The sequence below is a fragment of the Pseudoalteromonas galatheae genome (assembly GCF_005886105.2).
Taxonomy (GTDB): Bacteria; Pseudomonadota; Gammaproteobacteria; order Enterobacterales; family Alteromonadaceae; genus Pseudoalteromonas; species Pseudoalteromonas galatheae.
In genome coordinates this window covers 3,592,123-3,609,088 of the sequence record NZ_PNCO02000001.1, presented here as the reverse complement: position 1 = coordinate 3,609,088, position 16,966 = coordinate 3,592,123, and the positions used below count along the sequence as shown (strand labels likewise).

The 16,966-nt window shown below is 43.6% G+C and carries 15 protein-coding genes; 7 read left to right on the top strand and 8 right to left on the bottom strand.

The features are described from left to right. Positions 1-45 precede the first annotated feature (45 nt). Positions 46-903: a LysR family transcriptional regulator gene (locus tag CWC29_RS16085; RefSeq protein ID WP_138522474.1), complete on the top strand. Its 858-nt coding sequence runs from the start codon at positions 46-48 to the stop codon at positions 901-903. A 21-nt stretch (positions 904-924) separates the two neighbouring features. Here CWC29_RS16085 and CWC29_RS16080 read toward each other — a convergent pair whose 3' ends face one another. Then, positions 925-1,626: an NUDIX hydrolase gene (locus tag CWC29_RS16080; RefSeq protein WP_010376576.1), complete on the bottom strand. Its 702-nt coding sequence runs from the start codon at positions 1,624-1,626 to the stop codon at positions 925-927. A 178-nt stretch (positions 1,627-1,804) separates the two neighbouring features. Here CWC29_RS16080 and prs point away from each other — a divergent pair, with 178 nt between their 5' ends. From prs to CWC29_RS16050, 6 genes are all read left to right on the top strand, one after another. After that, positions 1,805-2,659, top strand: coding sequence for a ribose-phosphate diphosphokinase (gene prs, locus CWC29_RS16075; RefSeq protein WP_138522472.1), 855 nt, complete (start codon positions 1,805-1,807; stop codon positions 2,657-2,659). Between the two features lie 11 nt (positions 2,660-2,670). Then, positions 2,671-4,266 (top strand): nicotinate phosphoribosyltransferase, encoded by a 1,596-nt coding sequence (locus CWC29_RS16070; RefSeq protein ID WP_138522470.1) that lies wholly within the window; start codon positions 2,671-2,673, stop codon positions 4,264-4,266. Between the two features lie 113 nt (positions 4,267-4,379). Continuing rightward, positions 4,380-5,075: a response regulator transcription factor gene (locus CWC29_RS16065; RefSeq protein ID WP_128727274.1), complete on the top strand. Its 696-nt coding sequence runs from the start codon at positions 4,380-4,382 to the stop codon at positions 5,073-5,075. Further along, positions 5,072-6,451 (top strand): sensor histidine kinase, encoded by a 1,380-nt coding sequence (locus tag CWC29_RS16060; RefSeq protein ID WP_138522468.1) that lies wholly within the window; start codon positions 5,072-5,074, stop codon positions 6,449-6,451. The genes CWC29_RS16065 and CWC29_RS16060 overlap by 4 nt, the downstream gene beginning before the upstream one ends. Before the next feature lie 66 nt (positions 6,452-6,517). After that, the gene (locus tag CWC29_RS16055) at positions 6,518-7,393 is read left to right on the top strand and encodes a retropepsin-like aspartic protease (protein ID WP_128727276.1); all 876 of its coding nucleotides are present in this window, start codon (positions 6,518-6,520) and stop codon (positions 7,391-7,393) included. 202 nt (positions 7,394-7,595) lie between these two features. Further along, on the top strand, positions 7,596-8,135 hold the full coding sequence (locus tag CWC29_RS16050; protein ID WP_138522466.1) for a carboxymuconolactone decarboxylase family protein: 540 nt from the start codon (positions 7,596-7,598) through the stop codon (positions 8,133-8,135). 106 nt (positions 8,136-8,241) lie between these two features. On the opposite strand, the gene CWC29_RS16045 is transcribed toward CWC29_RS16050, so the two are convergent. From CWC29_RS16045 to CWC29_RS16015, 7 genes are all read right to left on the bottom strand, one after another. After that, entirely contained in the window at positions 8,242-9,600 is a 1,359-nt protein-coding gene (locus CWC29_RS16045; RefSeq protein WP_138522464.1) for a DUF3526 domain-containing protein, read from the bottom strand. Further along, positions 9,587-11,029, bottom strand: a complete 1,443-nt coding sequence (locus CWC29_RS16040) for a DUF3526 domain-containing protein (RefSeq protein WP_128727279.1) — start codon at positions 11,027-11,029, stop codon at positions 9,587-9,589. The genes CWC29_RS16045 and CWC29_RS16040 overlap by 14 nt, the downstream gene beginning before the upstream one ends. 53 nt (positions 11,030-11,082) lie before the next feature. Further along, a complete protein-coding gene (locus tag CWC29_RS16035) occupies positions 11,083-11,805 on the bottom strand; it encodes an ABC transporter ATP-binding protein (RefSeq protein ID WP_128727280.1) in 723 nt (240 codons plus the stop codon). A gap of 130 nt (positions 11,806-11,935) precedes the next feature. Further along, a complete protein-coding gene (locus CWC29_RS16030) occupies positions 11,936-12,388 on the bottom strand; it encodes a hypothetical protein (protein WP_128727281.1) in 453 nt (150 codons plus the stop codon). Then, a complete protein-coding gene (locus tag CWC29_RS16025; RefSeq protein ID WP_235956594.1) occupies positions 12,385-13,653 on the bottom strand; it encodes an MDR family MFS transporter in 1,269 nt (422 codons plus the stop codon). The genes CWC29_RS16030 and CWC29_RS16025 overlap by 4 nt, the downstream gene beginning before the upstream one ends. Positions 13,654-13,658: 5 nt before the next feature. Then, positions 13,659-14,489: a nicotianamine synthase family protein gene (locus CWC29_RS16020; RefSeq protein ID WP_128727282.1), complete on the bottom strand. Its 831-nt coding sequence runs from the start codon at positions 14,487-14,489 to the stop codon at positions 13,659-13,661. A 273-nt stretch (positions 14,490-14,762) separates the two neighbouring features. Then, a complete protein-coding gene (locus tag CWC29_RS16015; RefSeq protein WP_128727283.1) occupies positions 14,763-16,892 on the bottom strand; it encodes a TonB-dependent siderophore receptor in 2,130 nt (709 codons plus the stop codon). Positions 16,893-16,966: the final 74 nt, after the last annotated feature.

The following is a 16,966-nucleotide window of genomic DNA, read 5'->3' as shown; positions in this document are numbered from 1 at the left end:
CGATCAGAATGGCAAAAATGGAAAGCTAAGATTGCGGAGATAACTATGCTAGATGACTTAAGACTCTTTGTTGAGGTAAGCCGCCGAGGAAGCTTTGCCAAGGCGGCAGAAGACCTTGGCATAGGCGCGCCGACGCTATCTAAACGGATGTTAGCGCTAGAAGACAAGCTTGGTTATCCGCTATTACTGCGTAGCGCCAGAGGACTTACATTAACGAATCATGGTCAAGCTGTAGTCGATGAGATGGCTGATCCGCTGCTTGCGCTGCATGCAAAAAGTGAAACGCTTTCGACACTAGAAGCTAAGACGTTCCACCTGCTATGCCCGCAAAACCTAATAATTGATCCATTATACGATGCACTGCAATCGTTTCAGTCGCAACATCCTGATATTCAATTACATGTTGAACCTGCCAACAGTGTGGCCTTGTTAAGCCAAAAACGCTTTGATTTAGCGATCCGTGTTGGCGAGCTGGAGGATTCTAGCGTCTATCAAAAACGGCTGGGGAAAATCGCGGTAAGAGCGGTGGTCGCCACGGAAATTGCGACTACACAAACCCTATTTTTGCCCTTTAAAGCATCGCAACTGCCTGCAACCGATGAGTGGCGAGCACTGCTGGCGCAGTTTAGTCACGTCTCTTATGTGGGTGATATTACCTTAGTGCGTAAATTGGTAGGCTCGGCTAACGGTGCTGGCGTCTTGCCGATGACAGAAATTGCAGCGTTGGCAGCGCAATCTCAAACCACATTTAGCTATATCGGTGACTGCCAATTTATTCGCAGCATCTACGCACTTTGGCCAAATCAACGAACTCCACCGACTTACACCAGAGATCTTATTGAGTTACTGCAAATGCGGTGTCAGGAGCTTGATTATCTGCAAGGGGCAGTGATAACTCTATAATGAACACCGTACAATCGCATCTTATCCTAAGCTCAGATTGCGCTCAAAATGCACGATATCGACATCAGGCTTTAGCTTATAGAGCTGCGCTAAACGTCCGCCTGACTTGACCTTTTCATCTAGTGCTTCAAACATGTTTGAGGCTTCGATACGTCTTACTAAGCTCTTGCGCTGAATGGGTTTGGCGATAATGGCCTCGATGGCGGTTTTGAGTTGTCCAATGGTAAATTGATCAGGCAAACAATAAACCGGGATCATGGAATATAACGCCTTTTGCTGCAGCCGTGCCTTGGCCTTTTCAATAATGTGTTTATGATCAAAAGCCACGGCGAGATCTGGGATCTCGCTAAGATCTACCCATCTCACATCATCTACTGAGTCAATTTGCGTTGCCACTTGCTGAGGTGAAATCAAGGCGTAATAAACCAAGGTGACACTAAAGCCTCGCGGATCACGGTTGATCCCAGAAAAAGCCTGAAGTTGCTCTAGGTATTGTGGGGCAACACTGGTTTTCTCTTTGATCTTACGCAACGCGCTCATATCCGTGTTGTCGTCCAGCTCAACATCAACAAACCCCCCAGGTAATCCCCAGCGGCCTTTAAAGGGAGCGTTAGCGCGTTTTACCAGCAGCACTTTTAAGCTGTCCTGCAAAATTGTAAATAACACGCTGTCTACCGTGAACAGTGGGTTTTGGTATTGGGTTAAATCGTAATCAGGGCTCATGAGATTTTTAGTTTGTGTCTTTTAGACACAATAAACAATTGTAGTCAGTATGGCAAATATACTGAATATCCCTATGTTAAAAATAAACACTAAATGTCTTTTAGACATAAAGATGTTGATTGATCAAAAAATGTTTGATACCTTATTTGTGTCTTAGGGACATTATTAAGGAAAGGTTATGAAAGTCACGAGTTATGAATTCTCTGGAAACAAAAAAGATGTTCAATATGAAGCATTTACCTTCTCAGGCGGGGAAGAGCATATTCGTTTCAAAGCATTTGATTTCCGTGATTGCGAAAAAGTGCAAATCACAGCCAGAGTGACCAATTCTTCTCATATCATGCGTTTACTGATGGCGGTGGATGCATTGAAGCGACTTTGTTTGGCGCGGACGCCAATAGAATTAGTGTTACCCTATTTCCCCTATGCGCGCCAAGACAGAGTATGCGTGACGGGCGAAGCGCTAGGTGCAAAAGTGATGGCGTCACTTATCAATCAACTGGCGCTAGACAAAGTCACCGTGTGGGATGCACATAGCGACGTTGTACCTGCACTCCTTGAGCGAGTGGAAAATGTTGAGCAAACGACATTGATATCTCAGTGTCCGGCTTTACAGCGACAGTTGCAGTGCGGTGCACTCAGTTTAGTTTCACCAGATGCTGGAGCGAGTAAAAAAACACTGAAAATTGCGCAGCATTTTGGTGGTGAGGTTGAGGTTATCCAAGCACAAAAAGTACGAAATCTTAAAACGGGTGAAATTGTACAAACGCAGGTACTTGGTGAGGTAAAGGGTAAAGATTTACTGATCGTTGATGATATTTGCGATGGTGGTAGAACCTTCACCGAACTTGCTAAGGTACTAAAAGCACAAGGCGCTAACTCAATTGCGCTTTACGTAACACACGGTATTTTCTCTCAAGGATTAGGCGTTTTTAGTGGACTGATCGATACCGTTTATACGACTAATTCGTGCCGTGATAAAGGCGACTTGGTTGAACACCACGATGTGCAATTTAACATGATTGAATTATAAGGAATATTGTCATGACAATTACCGCAGCAAGTATGCAAAAAGACGTGTATAAAGAATTTCACAGCCGCGCCTATCATCCTGAAGTGACAGAGGTTTATGCAAACTTTACCTCGCGCAGCGGTAAATTAAGTAATGTTGCAAATAACGATAAAGTGGCTTTTGTGGGGCTGCAGTATTTTATCAAAAGTTACTTACAAGAAGAGTGGCAAGACTTTTTCGCAGCCGACAAGCACACCGCTGTGGCAAATCATAGACGGATCATGACAGCAATGTTGGGCTACCCGGTGGATGTAGGTTATCTCGAGGCGCTACACGACTTAGGCTATTTACCGCTGAGGATTAAAGCGCTGCCAGAAGGGACTTTAGTACCGTATCAGGTGCCGCCCATCACTGTGGTCAATACCAAGCCTGGATTTGAATGGCTAACCAATATGATTGAGACTGTCTTAAGCTGCGAAAACTGGCCAATCCAAACGAGCGCTACCACCTCAGTTGCATATTTAAAAGTGTTCCGAGAATTTGCTCAAAAAACCGGTTTACCTCAGGAGATCGTGCCGTTTCAGGGTCATGATTTTAGTTTTCGCGGCATGTTTGGTAAGTACGCTGCGGCGATGAGTGGTTTTGGTCACCTTGCGTCTGGCCTTGTGGGGACGGATACTATTCCTGCGGTACTATTTGCTGAAAAGTACTATGGCGCAGATGTCGACAAGGAGCTGGTCGGCTGCTCAGTAGACGCAACCGAGCACTCTGTAACCTGTTCTTGGATCCAAGAAGGTGAAATCGAGTTTTTCCAATATTTGATGCGTGAGCAGTCACCGACCGGGATCCTCAGTGTGGTCTCTGATACTTGGGATTTTTGGAAGCTAGTCACCGAGTATTTACCAGAATTAAAAGCAGAGATCATGGCGCGTGATGGCACTGTGGTGATCCGTCCAGACTCCGGAGATCCGGTGAAAATCCTAACTGGGTATTGTGTCTCACCAGTATCAGAATATAGCGAGTTGGTTGACTCTCAGCAGCAAGCGCAAGAAATGGCAATGACAGATGGCTTTGAAGCGTATCGTTGGCAGGGAAATTACTATGCAGTTGAGCCTCACTCAAGGCAGCTGCAGGAGTGTGAAGTAAAAGGACTGATAGAATGTCTCTGGGATACCTTTGGTGGCACTGTGACCGATAAGGGCTTTAAATTGCTAGACGAGCATATTGGCGCAATATATGGCGATGCAATTACCCTTGAACGTCAGCGTCAAATTCTACAGCGACTGATGGATAAAGGATTTGCGTCCAAAGTGGTGCTCGGCATTGGCTCATATAGCTACCAATATGTCACTCGCGATACCCATGGCTCTGCGGTAAAAGCAACTAGTGTGGTTAAAAATAACCAGCGTGTGGCAATTTTTAAAGAGCCAAAAACCGACAGCAAAAAGCGCTCAGCAAAGGGACTGCTCAAAGTAGAACGCGTAAATGGTGAGTTGATCTGCAAGGACAATGTGACCGAGGAAGAAGAAAAGCAGGGTTTGTTAGAAGTGGTGTTTGAAGATGGACAGCTATTAAAAGAAACCACCTTGAGTGAGATCAGAGCTTTGATCAGCGCGCAAATTAGTTAGATTCCATTGTTGCTCTCATCGTCTTTTGGTCGCGATAGGTTCCAGCCATCGCGACTTTTGTGCTTCACAATTGTACATCTAATAATTACAATCAGTACAAAAAGTACTTTCCCATGTCTGACCAATATACTGTTTTATATGTAGAAGATGACTCTAGCAGTGCCGAGATTTTAAGTTTATATCTGGCACAAGCGAATATGCAGGTTGTCCATTTCGATAACGCCCCTGATGCTCATCGAGCCTTACAAAACCTCACATTTGAGCTTGCGATTTTGGATGTTATGCTCCCAGGAGGCGATGGCCGTGAGCTACTTAAAGAAGCCGTTATGCGCAACATTCCTACCATTATGGTGACCGCCAAAGTGTCTGAAACCGACCGCCTTGAGGGGTTTGAATTTGGTGCGGACGACTATGTGTGTAAGCCTTATAGCCCGAGAGAGGTCATCTCCCGAGCAAAAGCGCTATGTAAGCGCAGCTACCGAGGACAGCAAAGTGCCGCTTTGCTATTTGATGGCTTGAGCATTAACTTAGAGAGCAAATCCGTCACTGTGGCAAAGCATACTCCTGCGTTGACGGCGGTAGAGTTTGAGTTACTACTCACCATGGCCAAACAACCTCATCAAGTATTTAGCCGGGCGCAATTAATTGAACAAGTATGGGGAAGTGATGCGCCTATTACGGATCGGGCAGTCGATACTCACTTAGCAAACCTTCGTAAAAAACTAGGTGACAGTAAGGCTGAGCCCAAGTTTATCGCCACTCGTTACGGGCAAGGCTATCAATTTATCGCGCGTAAGGTGTCTTCATGAAGCTAAAAACCAAGTTTACCTTACTTGTGGCGCTTTGTACCTTTGCGCTACTCGGGAGCTTCTATCAACTATCTAAAAACTCAGCCGAGCGCACCTTTTTAGCGTTCAATAAGCAAAGTGCAGTGATATTAGGGCATACGTTGCTTGATGATGACTTAGTGGAAGCTGCATTGGCTGACAAAACCTTTGTAAACCCAGAAGCGACGTTGACGTTTTTAGCATCGACATTTCCCGAGCAACTGTTTATTTGGCGAGATGCTAACTCAACAGCGGATATAAAGATCCTCAACCCCGATCTCACTATAGATTACGAGCAGGTCAAATCCGGTCATCAATTTTCTATCCATCATTCTGGTGTTGCAGCTTTTGTGGTGCAATTTAATGAAGTGCAACATGAACTGGCGCAGAATGAAGAATTATTTTGGCTCCCCAAGGTACTGCTAAATAGGTCGTTTGAAAAAGAAGCGCTACAGCAAGCTATGCTGGACGATTTTATGCTTACTTTGGTCATTTTATCAATTATTGCTGCGTTACTTGCATGGCTGGGCTCGTGGTACTTTTTGTCGCCACTTAAACAGCTTAAACGTAGCTTTAAGGCGATAGAGTCGGGCGAGTTAGATACCCGCTTAGCGCTTAAGCGCCATGATGAAGTGGGTGAAATCATTAGCAGCTTCAATAATCTTGCGGCTTGGTTACAAGGGTTACACCAGCAATATAAGCAAATGAACTCCGACTTATCTCATGAGCTTAGGACCCCACTTAACGGTATTCGCTCACGCTTAGAAGCGATGGAAGACGGCATCTTGCCGATGGACAAGGCTCAGCTGGCGGTGATCGCCCAAGACCTTCACAACGTCAACCGTATCATCGATGACTTGTGCTTGTTATCGTTAACCGAGTCAAAGCAACTGACTTTGTCACCTGCACAGGTGAATGTTTCTGAGTTGATGAGTGCGCTTTTGGTGCGTTATCAAGCGCAGGCACAGGAGCAAGGTGTGGCGTTGACAGCAGATATTCAAGCGGGCGTAATCGTGACGCTCGATGCAGGAAGAGTTAGGCAGATAGTGGTGAATCTACTCGATAATGCGTTTAAATACGGCGCTGATGGCGGCATTGTAATGCTACACCTACATTATCAAGACAATGAACTGGTTATCACGGTGACTGATCGCGGTCAGGGTATGTCTCCTACTCAATTAACACAAATATTTGAACGCTTTTATCGAGTGCAGGCGTCACGCCATGACACATCTAGTTTAGGGCTCGGCTTACCAATTTGTCGTCAACTTGCTGAGTTGATGGGGGCGACCTTGACTGCCAATAGCACTGAAAATCAAGGAGCGAGCTTCACGCTGAGGTTTTCTCGACTAACTTGATAATTGCTTGACAATTGCTCGGCATAGTTAGCTCAACAAAAACATCAACAGTGTGAGAGCAAGATTATGAGAGCAATTATTTTATCAGTATTAGCATGTACTACCGTTGGCTGTGGCATCACCGCGTCTACCAAACCTGAGTCACTAACCTTACCGATGAAGTATACCGAGAAAGGTCATGCCTATGTAATGACAGCGCTTAATCATCAGATCACGCATCCTATGATTTTAGACAGTGCTGCGAACTTGGGGGTTTTACCCTCTCATTTAAAAGCCGCACTTGCTTTGCCAGAAGATAAAATCAGCACAATGAAAGTGCAAGGAGCCAATGGTAATTCAGAGCTGGAATTGACAAAGATAGAGCACACGAGTGTCGGGCACTTTGCGATTGAATCGCTACCGTATGTATTTCAAGATATGAACCGCTTAGAGGTCGAAGGCGTCTTACCTGGCATTTTGGGGCATGGATATATGTCGCAATATTGTAATGTGTTTGATTTTAAAAATAATGCGTTTAGCTTGTATCAAGAGGCTTGTCCAAGTAGTGTGACACAAGGTCTAGAAAGTGCACGCTTTACAATAGACGACGACTTTATCAAACTCACTGCAAGTTTTAATGGTGAACGGGTGGATGCGTTACTAGATACCGGCGCGCCAACTAATTACATCAACTCACACTTGGCAAATAAGCTATCTTTGACGCTTGGTAAAGAAGATATCGGCCGAGGTCTAAATAATATAGAAAACAAAAAGGTCGCCATAGAATCACTGCGCTTTAGCTTAGGTGGTAAGGAAATCATCAATACTGAAAGCCACTTGTCAGATATGCCAGTATTTGAGGTGCTTGGATACAAAGATGAGCCATTTATCCTACTTGGTTTAAGTAACTTTAACGATGACAAGCTAGTTATCGACTACGCTGAGAACAAAATTTACTTTTGATCCCAATGCTGCTGGCTTGACCCGACCAGTCAGTAGCGAATTATATTTCATACTAATTTAGACAGTTATTGTGTTTACTATAGCGAATAATTATTTGAATGATCATTCAAGTAAGGTTAGTCTAGTACTCAATGAGTAGTTAACCTGAGGTTAGTTAGATCTCAGGTTATACCAATACAAAATGCACCAAAAGGAGCAACTGATGACTGACTTTACAATCCATACCGTAGAATCTGCACCGCAAAAAGGTAAACCATTACTCGAGAAGTCCCAGCAAGCGTTTGGCCGTATTCCAAACCTTCATGGCGTGATGGCTGAGTCGCCTGAGCATCTACATGGTTATCAAGTGTTACACGAAGCATTTTTAAATAGCTCGTTTAATAACGATGAAAAAACTGTGGTATGGCAAGCGATTAATGTAGAACATGAATGTCACTATTGTGTGCCTGCTCACTCCGCTATCGCTAAGTCAATGAAAGTGAGTGATGAATTGGTCAAAGCGCTGCGTGAGCAAGCACCACTGGGCGATGAAAAGCTAGAAGTACTGCGTGCTACAACACTTGAAATGTTACGTGAACGTGGCAAATTGAGTGATGCACAAACTAAAGCGTTTTTTGCCGCAGGTTATACTAAACAAAATCTGCTGGAAATTATCTTAGCGCTAAGTCAAAAAGTGATGAGTAATTACGTGAATCATATCGCGCATACTCCGCTGGATGATGCATTTAAAGCGTTTGTCTAAGTACAAAAAAGCGTCACAAAACGAAGTATCATTCAATTTGTGACGCCTCGGTATATTAATATTTCCAGTTGCTAGCAAAGGATTAGTAATCCACTGCTCAGGTTATTTAAATCGGCTTCAATTTAGTGAGTCTTCGCGCTGCGAAGATGGCTAGTCCAAACACCAAGAGCGTAGCAAAAAGGAGTGACGAAAAGCTTTGGCTTGGCGTTTGTGGCTGATTTTTGTAAAGTGGAAAGTTGAGAATATCCTCTTTCGTTACCGCTTTATCAAAAAACATGAAATCATAAAAGAAATGGCGGATCTGCTGGTGGTAGTGTGCTATTTCTTTAAAATATTCTGTTTGATGATAAGAGCTGGTGTGAGCTAATTGGTTAAGCCCAAATTGCAGCATTAAGGCTGGAGAAAGCCAGCTGAGTTTCTGTAGCTGTTGATGTCTGAGCGCTCTGTTTTGCAAATAACCTTGCCATTGCTCATCAACTGCTATGTCACTTAAATGTTGCTGAGCGAAATACCATTTCCAATCGAATGTATCACCAAGTGGTGAGGTGCTTTGCCATTGTGGTTCATGGCTTAAGAACTCATCAAGCGCAGCTTGTTGATTTTGATCCCATCCATCATTCATTATTAAGCGCTGCTTGAGGCTGATTTCAAGAGGTGTATTCGTTTGGTAGCTGTTTGATAGATAAAGGTGGATCGCGCCTGGAATAAGGATTGCAAAAATAACCCAGCTACTCAGATACGCTAAACTATTTACTACGCTACTTTTCCCCAAACTCATGATCAAACCTGCAAGAGAAAACCAAAATAGCATATAAAGTGTGATTGCGGCACACACCAACCAAAACGTTCCATCAAATGGTAAAGATAGTAGCGCTGCAGCACTGATGAGTAACACTGCGGTCAACAACCAGATCACCGCAAAGCGCAGCCCGAGTTGTTTATAAACTTGAAAGTAGGCGCGAATTGGTAGCGCACTTAATAACCGCCACCTTCCTGCATGTTGCTCATCTGAGATGAGTGTCACGGTGACAATTCCAATCACGATTGGCAGTAAATAGACAAGTACGAAACCTAAATCTAGTCCACCGGTGCGTTGTTGCGACGGATTGACGATTTCGCGGTTAAAAATTTGACCCTGTAGCGCCAATGCCTTGATTTTTGTAGCAACCATTGAATGTTGGCTTTCGCCAACAAATAACGCGGCCCACGGGCTAAGCTGCCACTGAGTGGGGGCGCTGGCATAGTAGGCGATAGAGCCAGGCTCAGGTAAGGTCTCGCGGTTGGCAACATATTCACGCTCCTTTTGAAAAACCACCGTAGATTTATATTGATCGACACGCTGTGATTTATAGCCTTGTGCTCCTTGATAAATAGCAACCAAGCCTGAGATAAGAAACAAGGCAAGTACCAGCTTGTTGACTGTGCCAGAGAACAACCGTTTGCATTCAAGCTTAAACTGAAGCATAAACTCTCCTTTGCATGAGGGGTGAATTTAAACTAAGAAAAATAATCAGCACGGCGAAGGTTGGCAGCAGCCATGTCCAGCTGAAATCACGAAGCGACCATTGTAAGTTGGGAGCGCTGTAGCTAAATGGCTCAAACTCCTGCCAATATGACTTGTCGATCCGTTGTGCTCGGTCGTTATGGTGATTAACCTGATGGGTATGCAGCTCGTTTAATTTTTGAATACGCGCATAGCGGTGTGCTTCGGCTTGTTGTTCAAAATCTAAAAAGTGTTTGGTATCGGTTCGCGTTAATGCCATAGAAAAGTCGCGCACAAATAAATACGGATTTAACCAATAAAATTTACTAATGAAGGCTTGTTGTGCATCAAATTGGGCTATTTGTTGGTCGTAGTGTTTGCGGTAAATTTGGGCGTTTAAGCGTTCACCCTCTTGCATCACCAGTCCACGATAGTTGATAGGTAAGTCTTCAACCTTGTCAACGCCGTATTGCTTTAAGGTTTGCTCCCTGAACTGATTAAAATACGGATCATTTGGATTATGACTGTTGCCTACTTTGCGGTTATCTAGTTTAACTGCGAGCTCAAAGTCATTGCGTTTTTGATGTGGGTGCTGGTTGTGAGCAAACTCAGCTAAAACACGAGGCATTAAAATCGTTAAAATAAACCAAATAGAAGTCAGTAATACGAGCGACTGTTTTGGCGCTTTTACCACAGACGACACAAAAAGTGTTAAACCAGTCCAAAATAAGCAATACAGTAAATAAATACCAAACAACAAAGCTAATCTTAAAGGGCTTTCTGTGGTGAGATCTGCTCCCGAGCTTAACGCTAGTACAAGGGCAAAAGCAAAAGCGGGGATGATGAAAATAACTGACAATAGTAGATAGCTGAGAGATTTTCCGATGATTAAATCGCGAAATGAGACGCCCATCGACATCAGTTGTCTTAACGTACCACTGTTTTTCTCGCCACTGATACTGGCAAATCCAAGCGCAACAATTAGCAATGGCCAGATTGTTAGCAAGATATTGGCCGTGCTTAATTCTGAGAAACGCAGCAGTGTGCCGCCATCTAAGTCATCCGTAAAGTTAGCACTGTTTTGCTTATGTGCCTCCAAGAAAATACTATCGCCAACCCAAGTATTAATACCAAGGTCAAAAAAGCTCAGTGCACTTGGGGGGCGAAAGGCGAAATGCCCAAAGTGGGCGACGCGGTGTGGGTGCCTATCGGGTTGCGCTTGCCATTGTTGCTCTACCAAGGCTTGGGCATTTTGTTGAGTCTGAGTGCTGTGTTGATATTGCTGGTAACCCGTAAATAATGCAATGGCGAGCAACAGTTGTATCATGATGAAAAGCAGCCACAAGACTGGGCTTTTGCGTTTACTGGCTAACTCATGGCGGAATATTTTTATCGTTTTGCTATTGATCATGCAAATATATTTCCTGTATTGACGCTGTGAACCTGAGCGATAAGAAAGTTGTATCAGCTGACTTTTTTTATTGGGGTCTTACCTGAGATCAGCTCATGATATTTCTGCTCTAATGAAGCGAGTGGCAAGTTTTTGTTTTCTATCAGTGTCAGTAGCGTGCCTTTGTCCATAATGCCGATTTTGTCTGCTAAGGTATGCGCGCAGTAAAAGTCGTGCGTGACCATTAAAATCGCCGCGCCTTTGTCGGCTAATTGCTGAATAATGCGAATAAACTCTAGAGTCGCACTTGGATCTAAGCCAGATGTTGGCTCATCTAAAAGTAAGACTTTTGCTTCACGAATAATTGCGAACGCGATCCCTACTTTCTGGCGCATGCCCTTTGAGTAACTTTTTAACGATTGCTGTCTAGCGTTTTGTTCAAGTCCAGTTTCATCTAATGCTGCGTGGATCTGCTCAGTGGTAACCGACAGCCCGGATAGGCTTGCTAAGTATTTTAAGTTATCAATGGCGTTAAACTCTTGATACAAATTGACCTGCTCAGGCAAATACACCAATTTATCTTTGGTATTTGCATCACGATGGACGTCAAGTCCGTCAATCAATGCTTTGCCGCTGTCTGGTTGTAAGAAATTTAAGAAGACATTGAGTGTAGTGCTTTTTCCGGCTCCGTTAGCGCCAAGTAAACACATGATTTCCCCTGATTGCACAACAAAGCTCAGATCGTTGAGCACTTTTTTATCTGCAAAAGATTTATCTAAATTAATGGCTTCAAGCATGAAATAATCCTTCAAAGATACTGTGCTTAGTGTAAATCTACGTAATTCTCGAAGTACTACACCTGCACAGTATTCGATTTAAAATTTGATTAGTTATAACATATCAATTGTTCAATAAATAGAAACATCTTTAGTTTGTTGGCACTAAAAAGCTCGCGGAACCCGTAAATGCACCACCATCAACACAGATTTGCGCGTTTTTATAGTAAACAAGGTCGTTTGAAAGTCGTTTTTTACAGTGGTTAGGAAAAAAAGCTTCAAATCGAACTGCACGCGTGGAGTTGATCGTTTTTTTGAATTTGATATCTAAATCTCTTAAATAGACCTCACCGACTTTTTCGCTCAATTGGTTATCCCAACAACCGTAGATTATGCCTATCTGAGATATCCAGATCATGGCGCTTTGGGCACTGAAGTGAAAGCGACCATCGCCAGGCATTTGAAATTGCTCAACGTCGACTTTACCTTCAATATAGCCAGGTGCGACGACCACAGAACTAAATGACATTTTTTCTTTACGCCAACCGTTTTCCAAATAGTCCGACATATAAGCGCGTTGCTGTTGCTGAGTAAGTTGGATCATGAGTTTTTCCTTACACTAGAAATTAATGGATTGGCAGAGTGTTGCTCCTCTGCAGACCGATTCGATGGGAGTAATATTGAATTTATGACTGCGGTGAAAAGCCCAATGGTGGTTAGGCTGTACCATGCTAAGTGATTATCTTGATTGGAATAATCAAAGGCTGCTCCAATTGCACTGCTACCTACGACCAATCCAATACCTGCAAAAAGATAGAAGAATCCGAAATGCGTTGCTACCGCGTGATTATTCGCAAGTTCAGAGATTTGACTCATGATAAATGGAAAGCTGATCATAGTGCCGAGGGTAAAAACAATGGCTAACATACTTAATGGAAGATAATAAAGTACGCCGTAGTTGTAAGGCCAATCGGGAATTAGCGTCACAAATGCCAGTCCCATCAACGCAATTCCTATGCTGATCCATTGATTTGGATGTAGCCAGCGTTCGCAAAGTCTCGTTATAAAAAACTGCAAACAAATAGAGACTAAGGCGCACAATGTGAGCACCCAAGCGACATCCTTTGGCTCACCATCTTGGCTTGTAATATGTATCGGAATGGCAAACGAAATCTGATTAATTAACATGAAGTAGCCAGTCATTACAGCGCAGAAAAGTAAAAATTCACGGTTTGAAAACACGGTACTGATAATACTTTTAGAAGGAGACATTTTTGCTTGAGCGTCTGGTTGAGTTTTGCGTTGTTGAGAGGCTGGCAATAAGAAAGCAAATATAATCGCAAAGATCACAAAGGGGATGGCGGAGACTAAACATAGCGCTGCGAAGTTGACGTTGAGCAACATCAATCCACACACTGGACCTAGTAGCTCTCCGCCGTTTCTCGCTACAGCCACCAGAGAGAACATTTGTGCACGGCTTAAGATCTCCTGTTTGGCAAAATACGCTTGTGCTGCTGGGGTAAAAAGTGCTCCAGCAAATCCTGTAAGAAAGGCCGCAAAAAATAGCAGAGGTATGATATCCGCGAATAAAAACAGCACAAACCCAATTGCGCGGAGCACACAGCCCATCATGATGAGTGTCTTGGTGCCAAACAGATCGGCGAGTAACCCACCGATGAGAAATAGTCCTTGCTGACAAAAAGAGCGCACTCCTAATACGACTCCAACTAAAGTTGCACTGAGCAGTAAATCTTGTTTTAAGTAGCCTGCCAAAAAGGGGATCAACATATAAAACCCCAGATTAAAGAAGAATGCAGCGACAAGCATCCAACGATATTCCGAGCTCAGTTTGAAATAGTAAGTAAACATAAGCGTTAGGACTCCGCGTATGGCTTTTGAGCAATTAAAATCGAGTGGAAGTTATCTGCAAATGTCTGAATTTTTAGCTTAACTTGAAAACCAGCAAGGTCGCTTTCGGTTACGCTTGGATAGAGTAAGGTACGTAAATTATAGGCTGTGCGAATGACCAACAGGCTACCCGCAGCCATACTATCGAAAAGATGGTGCAATATATTTCGTTTAATTTTTTCATCGCCAACTAAAGCGGCGAGCCAAATTACGTCATAGCACGCGAGATCGTCTTGTTTACAGATATCGTTATGAATAAAGTTCATACGATGAGCCGGCGCGAGTGCGTCACAAACTTCCTTTCCAAGTAATAGATCTTGTTGATGAATATCTAGGTTATCAACGGCTAGTTCGGCGTTATGCAGAGCTAAGCTTGTTAGAGGGAGTGCGCCGGAGCCAACCATTAATACCCGGTTGATTTGTTCAGTAGCTAGCGAGTGAGCGGCGTTAATTTCCAGTGCTGTGGCTCGTTGATAGTGCTTAAAATAGGGATATTCATGCTCTAGGGTGTGAACTGGGTCGATACTTTTAGAAATGCAATATGCCCAGTGTCTTTCATAAATGCTCGAAGCTTGACTAAATAAGGTTTGGACACGGGGTTTAATCGCTTGAATTTGTTGTTGCGCTAATACCGCATCAGTAAATTCGCTGCCATGTTCATTAGACAACAAACCCAAAAACTGGTGCAGCATCTCCATAACTTCAGGTGTTATTTCAAGTTTCGGTAATTGGCTGATCTTCTGATAAGTACTGACGATGCAATTAGCATGATTGAGGGGGTTAGTTAAAGCGCTCATTTTTTACTCTTAAATGGTTATCCTTAATTTACGTTATAACATACTATCTATGTTTGTTTTTTGTAAATGATTGTTTTGATTTTTCTTGTTTTTAATAGCTTATTCTTTACTATAAAAGTTTTATGGTATTGAATTTATTTCTTTTATTTTCATTGTTAATGATTTGTTTTTTTACGTCATCGACCGGTATCACGGTAGTACACGAAAAGTGATAGGCGAAAGTAAGAGCAGTACGTAAGTCATACTGCTATTACTTTTTTAAGAGTGTGGTGGTTAGAATTGATAAGACATAGAGAGTAATACTTTACGTGGCTCGCCAGGCTGAACCCACATTTGACTATACGAATTAGTGAAATGCTCACGGTCAAAGGCATTTTGTATCTTGCCTGAGACTATCCAGTTATCATTAACATTGTATTGCGCAAATGCGTTAAAGGTAACGTACGAAGGTAAGTAAAATTCGCTTCCGCGCTGACCAAGTCGCTTATCAATGTATTGCACACCAAAGCCTGCAGAGAGTGGGCGGTTAAATAGTGTATATTGCTGGCTTAGCTGTAAGCTAGCCGAGTTTTCCGGAATGTTTAGCAGGTCATCCCCTTTCTTTAAGCTTACGCCTAAACCAGTATCAATGGAGTCTTTATCTACCTGCGCATCAAGATACATGTAGGAAAAATTAACGGTGACATCAGCTGGTAACTGACCGATAACATCAAGCTCAACCCCTTGGCTACTTGCTTCCCCGATGGCTGCACTAAATCCCGGGTTTTGAATGTCGGCAACGATGATATTGGTTTGCTGGCTATCAAAGTAAGCTAGGGTAATATCCAGTTGACTATCGAGTAATGTCCATTTGCTGCCGAACTCGATTGATTCGCTTTGATTTGGGTCGAAAGCAGCACCTTGATAGTCAGTACCAAAGTTTAAGCGATATCCTTCACCGTAGGTTGTGTACAAAGACCATTCATCTGCCAATCGGTAAACCACACCCAACTGGGGACTGAAGTGTTGTTCAGACTGTTCAGCATATTGCTGACTAATTTTGTTATCAATAGTTTGTTTAAGCCAGTCAAAACGACCACCGATCCGCACCTGTACTGCATCGGTAACAGTGATTTGATCTTGGATGTAGACACCAGTTGCCCATTGATTTTGTTGACGAATAATGACAGGAGTAGGGGTCGGAGGGGAATATTGACCATAAACAGGGTTGTGAATGTTAATGGCATAAAGCTGTGCGTCACTCGGATTAGTGCTCAGGGCTGGTGCTCTAGCAACTCGGTAGTCCCGATCAAAGTCAAACCTGTCGTAATCCACGCCCATTATGAGGTTATGTTTGAAATCACCCACAGTGATGTCTCCAGCGAGCTCAAAACGTGCAACATATTGCTCGGTGTCATAAGCCCGTTGTCGATGTTGGCGGGTCAGGGTTTTAAAGTCGATATACAGCTTTTGACGTGAGGGAGAGATGTCAGCATCACTCGACAGACTGTCTAATTCGGTCTGTCTAAATGCTAATGCAGAGCTTAGCTGCCACTGTGCGTCGATGTTATATTGCCATTGTAACTGGTGGCCGTGCACCATAGTGGTTGTTGGGCCATCACCTGGCTCACCAAGAAAACGCTCAATCGGCATAAAGTCGAAGTTACCTTGCGGGGCAATGATACCTCGGTCAAATGGAATTTCTTGCTCTGCATACTCAAGTTCATATTGCCATTTTGACCTATCGCTTTGCTCGAATACCAAAGCCGTGGTTATTCCTTGTTTTTCAGTTTCAATGGTATCTCTGAAGCTGTCCTCTTGCTGATAAAAGCCGATGATCCTCGCGGCCGTATTTTCAGATAAGGTGGTGTTGAAATCCGCTTCTAAGCGTTGATGTTGGCGATTACCCAAAGTGAGTTTCACATCACCAAAAGTTTGGAACATGGGTTTTTTGGTAATTAAGTTGATGGCGCCACCTGGCTCTCCACGCCCGAATAGTGCAGCTTTTGGCCCTTTTAACACTTCAACGCGCTCAATACCCGACACATCTCTAGGTCCAGAAAAACCACGTCCGGCATTGAAACCATTGACTAAGTAGCCACTTGGTACATTCTCATCACCAAAAAAACCGCGAATGGCAAAGCTATCCCACAGTCCCCCAAGACTATTTTGCCTACTCACAGATGCCGACATATCTAGCACTTGCGTTAAACTATTGATCCCCATGTTTTCTATGAGCTCGGCATCGAGCTCGAACATCGCTTCGGGCGCTTCTAAATGGATAAAGTCTCCCCGATAAGCTTGACGCTCCGCCACGACTTCTATTTTTTCAATATGGGTGTCGTTATTGGCCTGTGCTGAAAAAGCGGCGGCGAGTGCCAGAGAGAGTAAACTTAAACGGCTTACCCCATTTACAGTGTTCATTATTAATCCTTTTGATATGTTATAACGTTTTTGGGTACTCTAGCATGGTATTGATTCGCTGTTAAGCTATGTTG

Bases quoted from the DNA above. Each gene is read 5' to 3' on its own strand.
- CWC29_RS16050 (WP_138522466.1), top strand. From the start codon at position 7,596: ATGACTGACTTTACAATCCATACCGTAGAATCTGCACCGCAAAAAGGT.
- CWC29_RS16080 (WP_010376576.1), bottom strand. From the start codon at position 1,626: ATGAGCCCTGATTACGATTTAACCCAATACCAAAACCCACTGTTCACG.
- CWC29_RS16070 (WP_138522470.1), top strand. From the start codon at position 2,671: ATGACAATTACCGCAGCAAGTATGCAAAAAGACGTGTATAAAGAATTT.
- CWC29_RS16055 (WP_128727276.1), top strand. From the start codon at position 6,518: ATGAGAGCAATTATTTTATCAGTATTAGCATGTACTACCGTTGGCTGT.
- CWC29_RS16020 (WP_128727282.1), bottom strand. From the start codon at position 14,489: ATGAGCGCTTTAACTAACCCCCTCAATCATGCTAATTGCATCGTCAGT.
- CWC29_RS16040 (WP_128727279.1), bottom strand. From the start codon at position 11,029: ATGATCAATAGCAAAACGATAAAAATATTCCGCCATGAGTTAGCCAGT.
- CWC29_RS16025 (WP_235956594.1), bottom strand. From the start codon at position 13,653: ATGTTTACTTACTATTTCAAACTGAGCTCGGAATATCGTTGGATGCTT.
- CWC29_RS16015 (WP_128727283.1), bottom strand. From the start codon at position 16,892: ATGAACACTGTAAATGGGGTAAGCCGTTTAAGTTTACTCTCTCTGGCA.
- CWC29_RS16060 (WP_138522468.1), top strand. From the start codon at position 5,072: ATGAAGCTAAAAACCAAGTTTACCTTACTTGTGGCGCTTTGTACCTTT.
- CWC29_RS16035 (WP_128727280.1), bottom strand. From the start codon at position 11,805: ATGCTTGAAGCCATTAATTTAGATAAATCTTTTGCAGATAAAAAAGTG.
- prs (WP_138522472.1), top strand. From the start codon at position 1,805: ATGAAAGTCACGAGTTATGAATTCTCTGGAAACAAAAAAGATGTTCAA.
- CWC29_RS16065 (WP_128727274.1), top strand. From the start codon at position 4,380: ATGTCTGACCAATATACTGTTTTATATGTAGAAGATGACTCTAGCAGT.
- CWC29_RS16030 (WP_128727281.1), bottom strand. From the start codon at position 12,388: ATGATCCAACTTACTCAGCAACAGCAACGCGCTTATATGTCGGACTAT.
- CWC29_RS16085 (WP_138522474.1), top strand. From the start codon at position 46: ATGCTAGATGACTTAAGACTCTTTGTTGAGGTAAGCCGCCGAGGAAGC.
- CWC29_RS16045 (WP_138522464.1), bottom strand. From the start codon at position 9,600: ATGCTTCAGTTTAAGCTTGAATGCAAACGGTTGTTCTCTGGCACAGTC.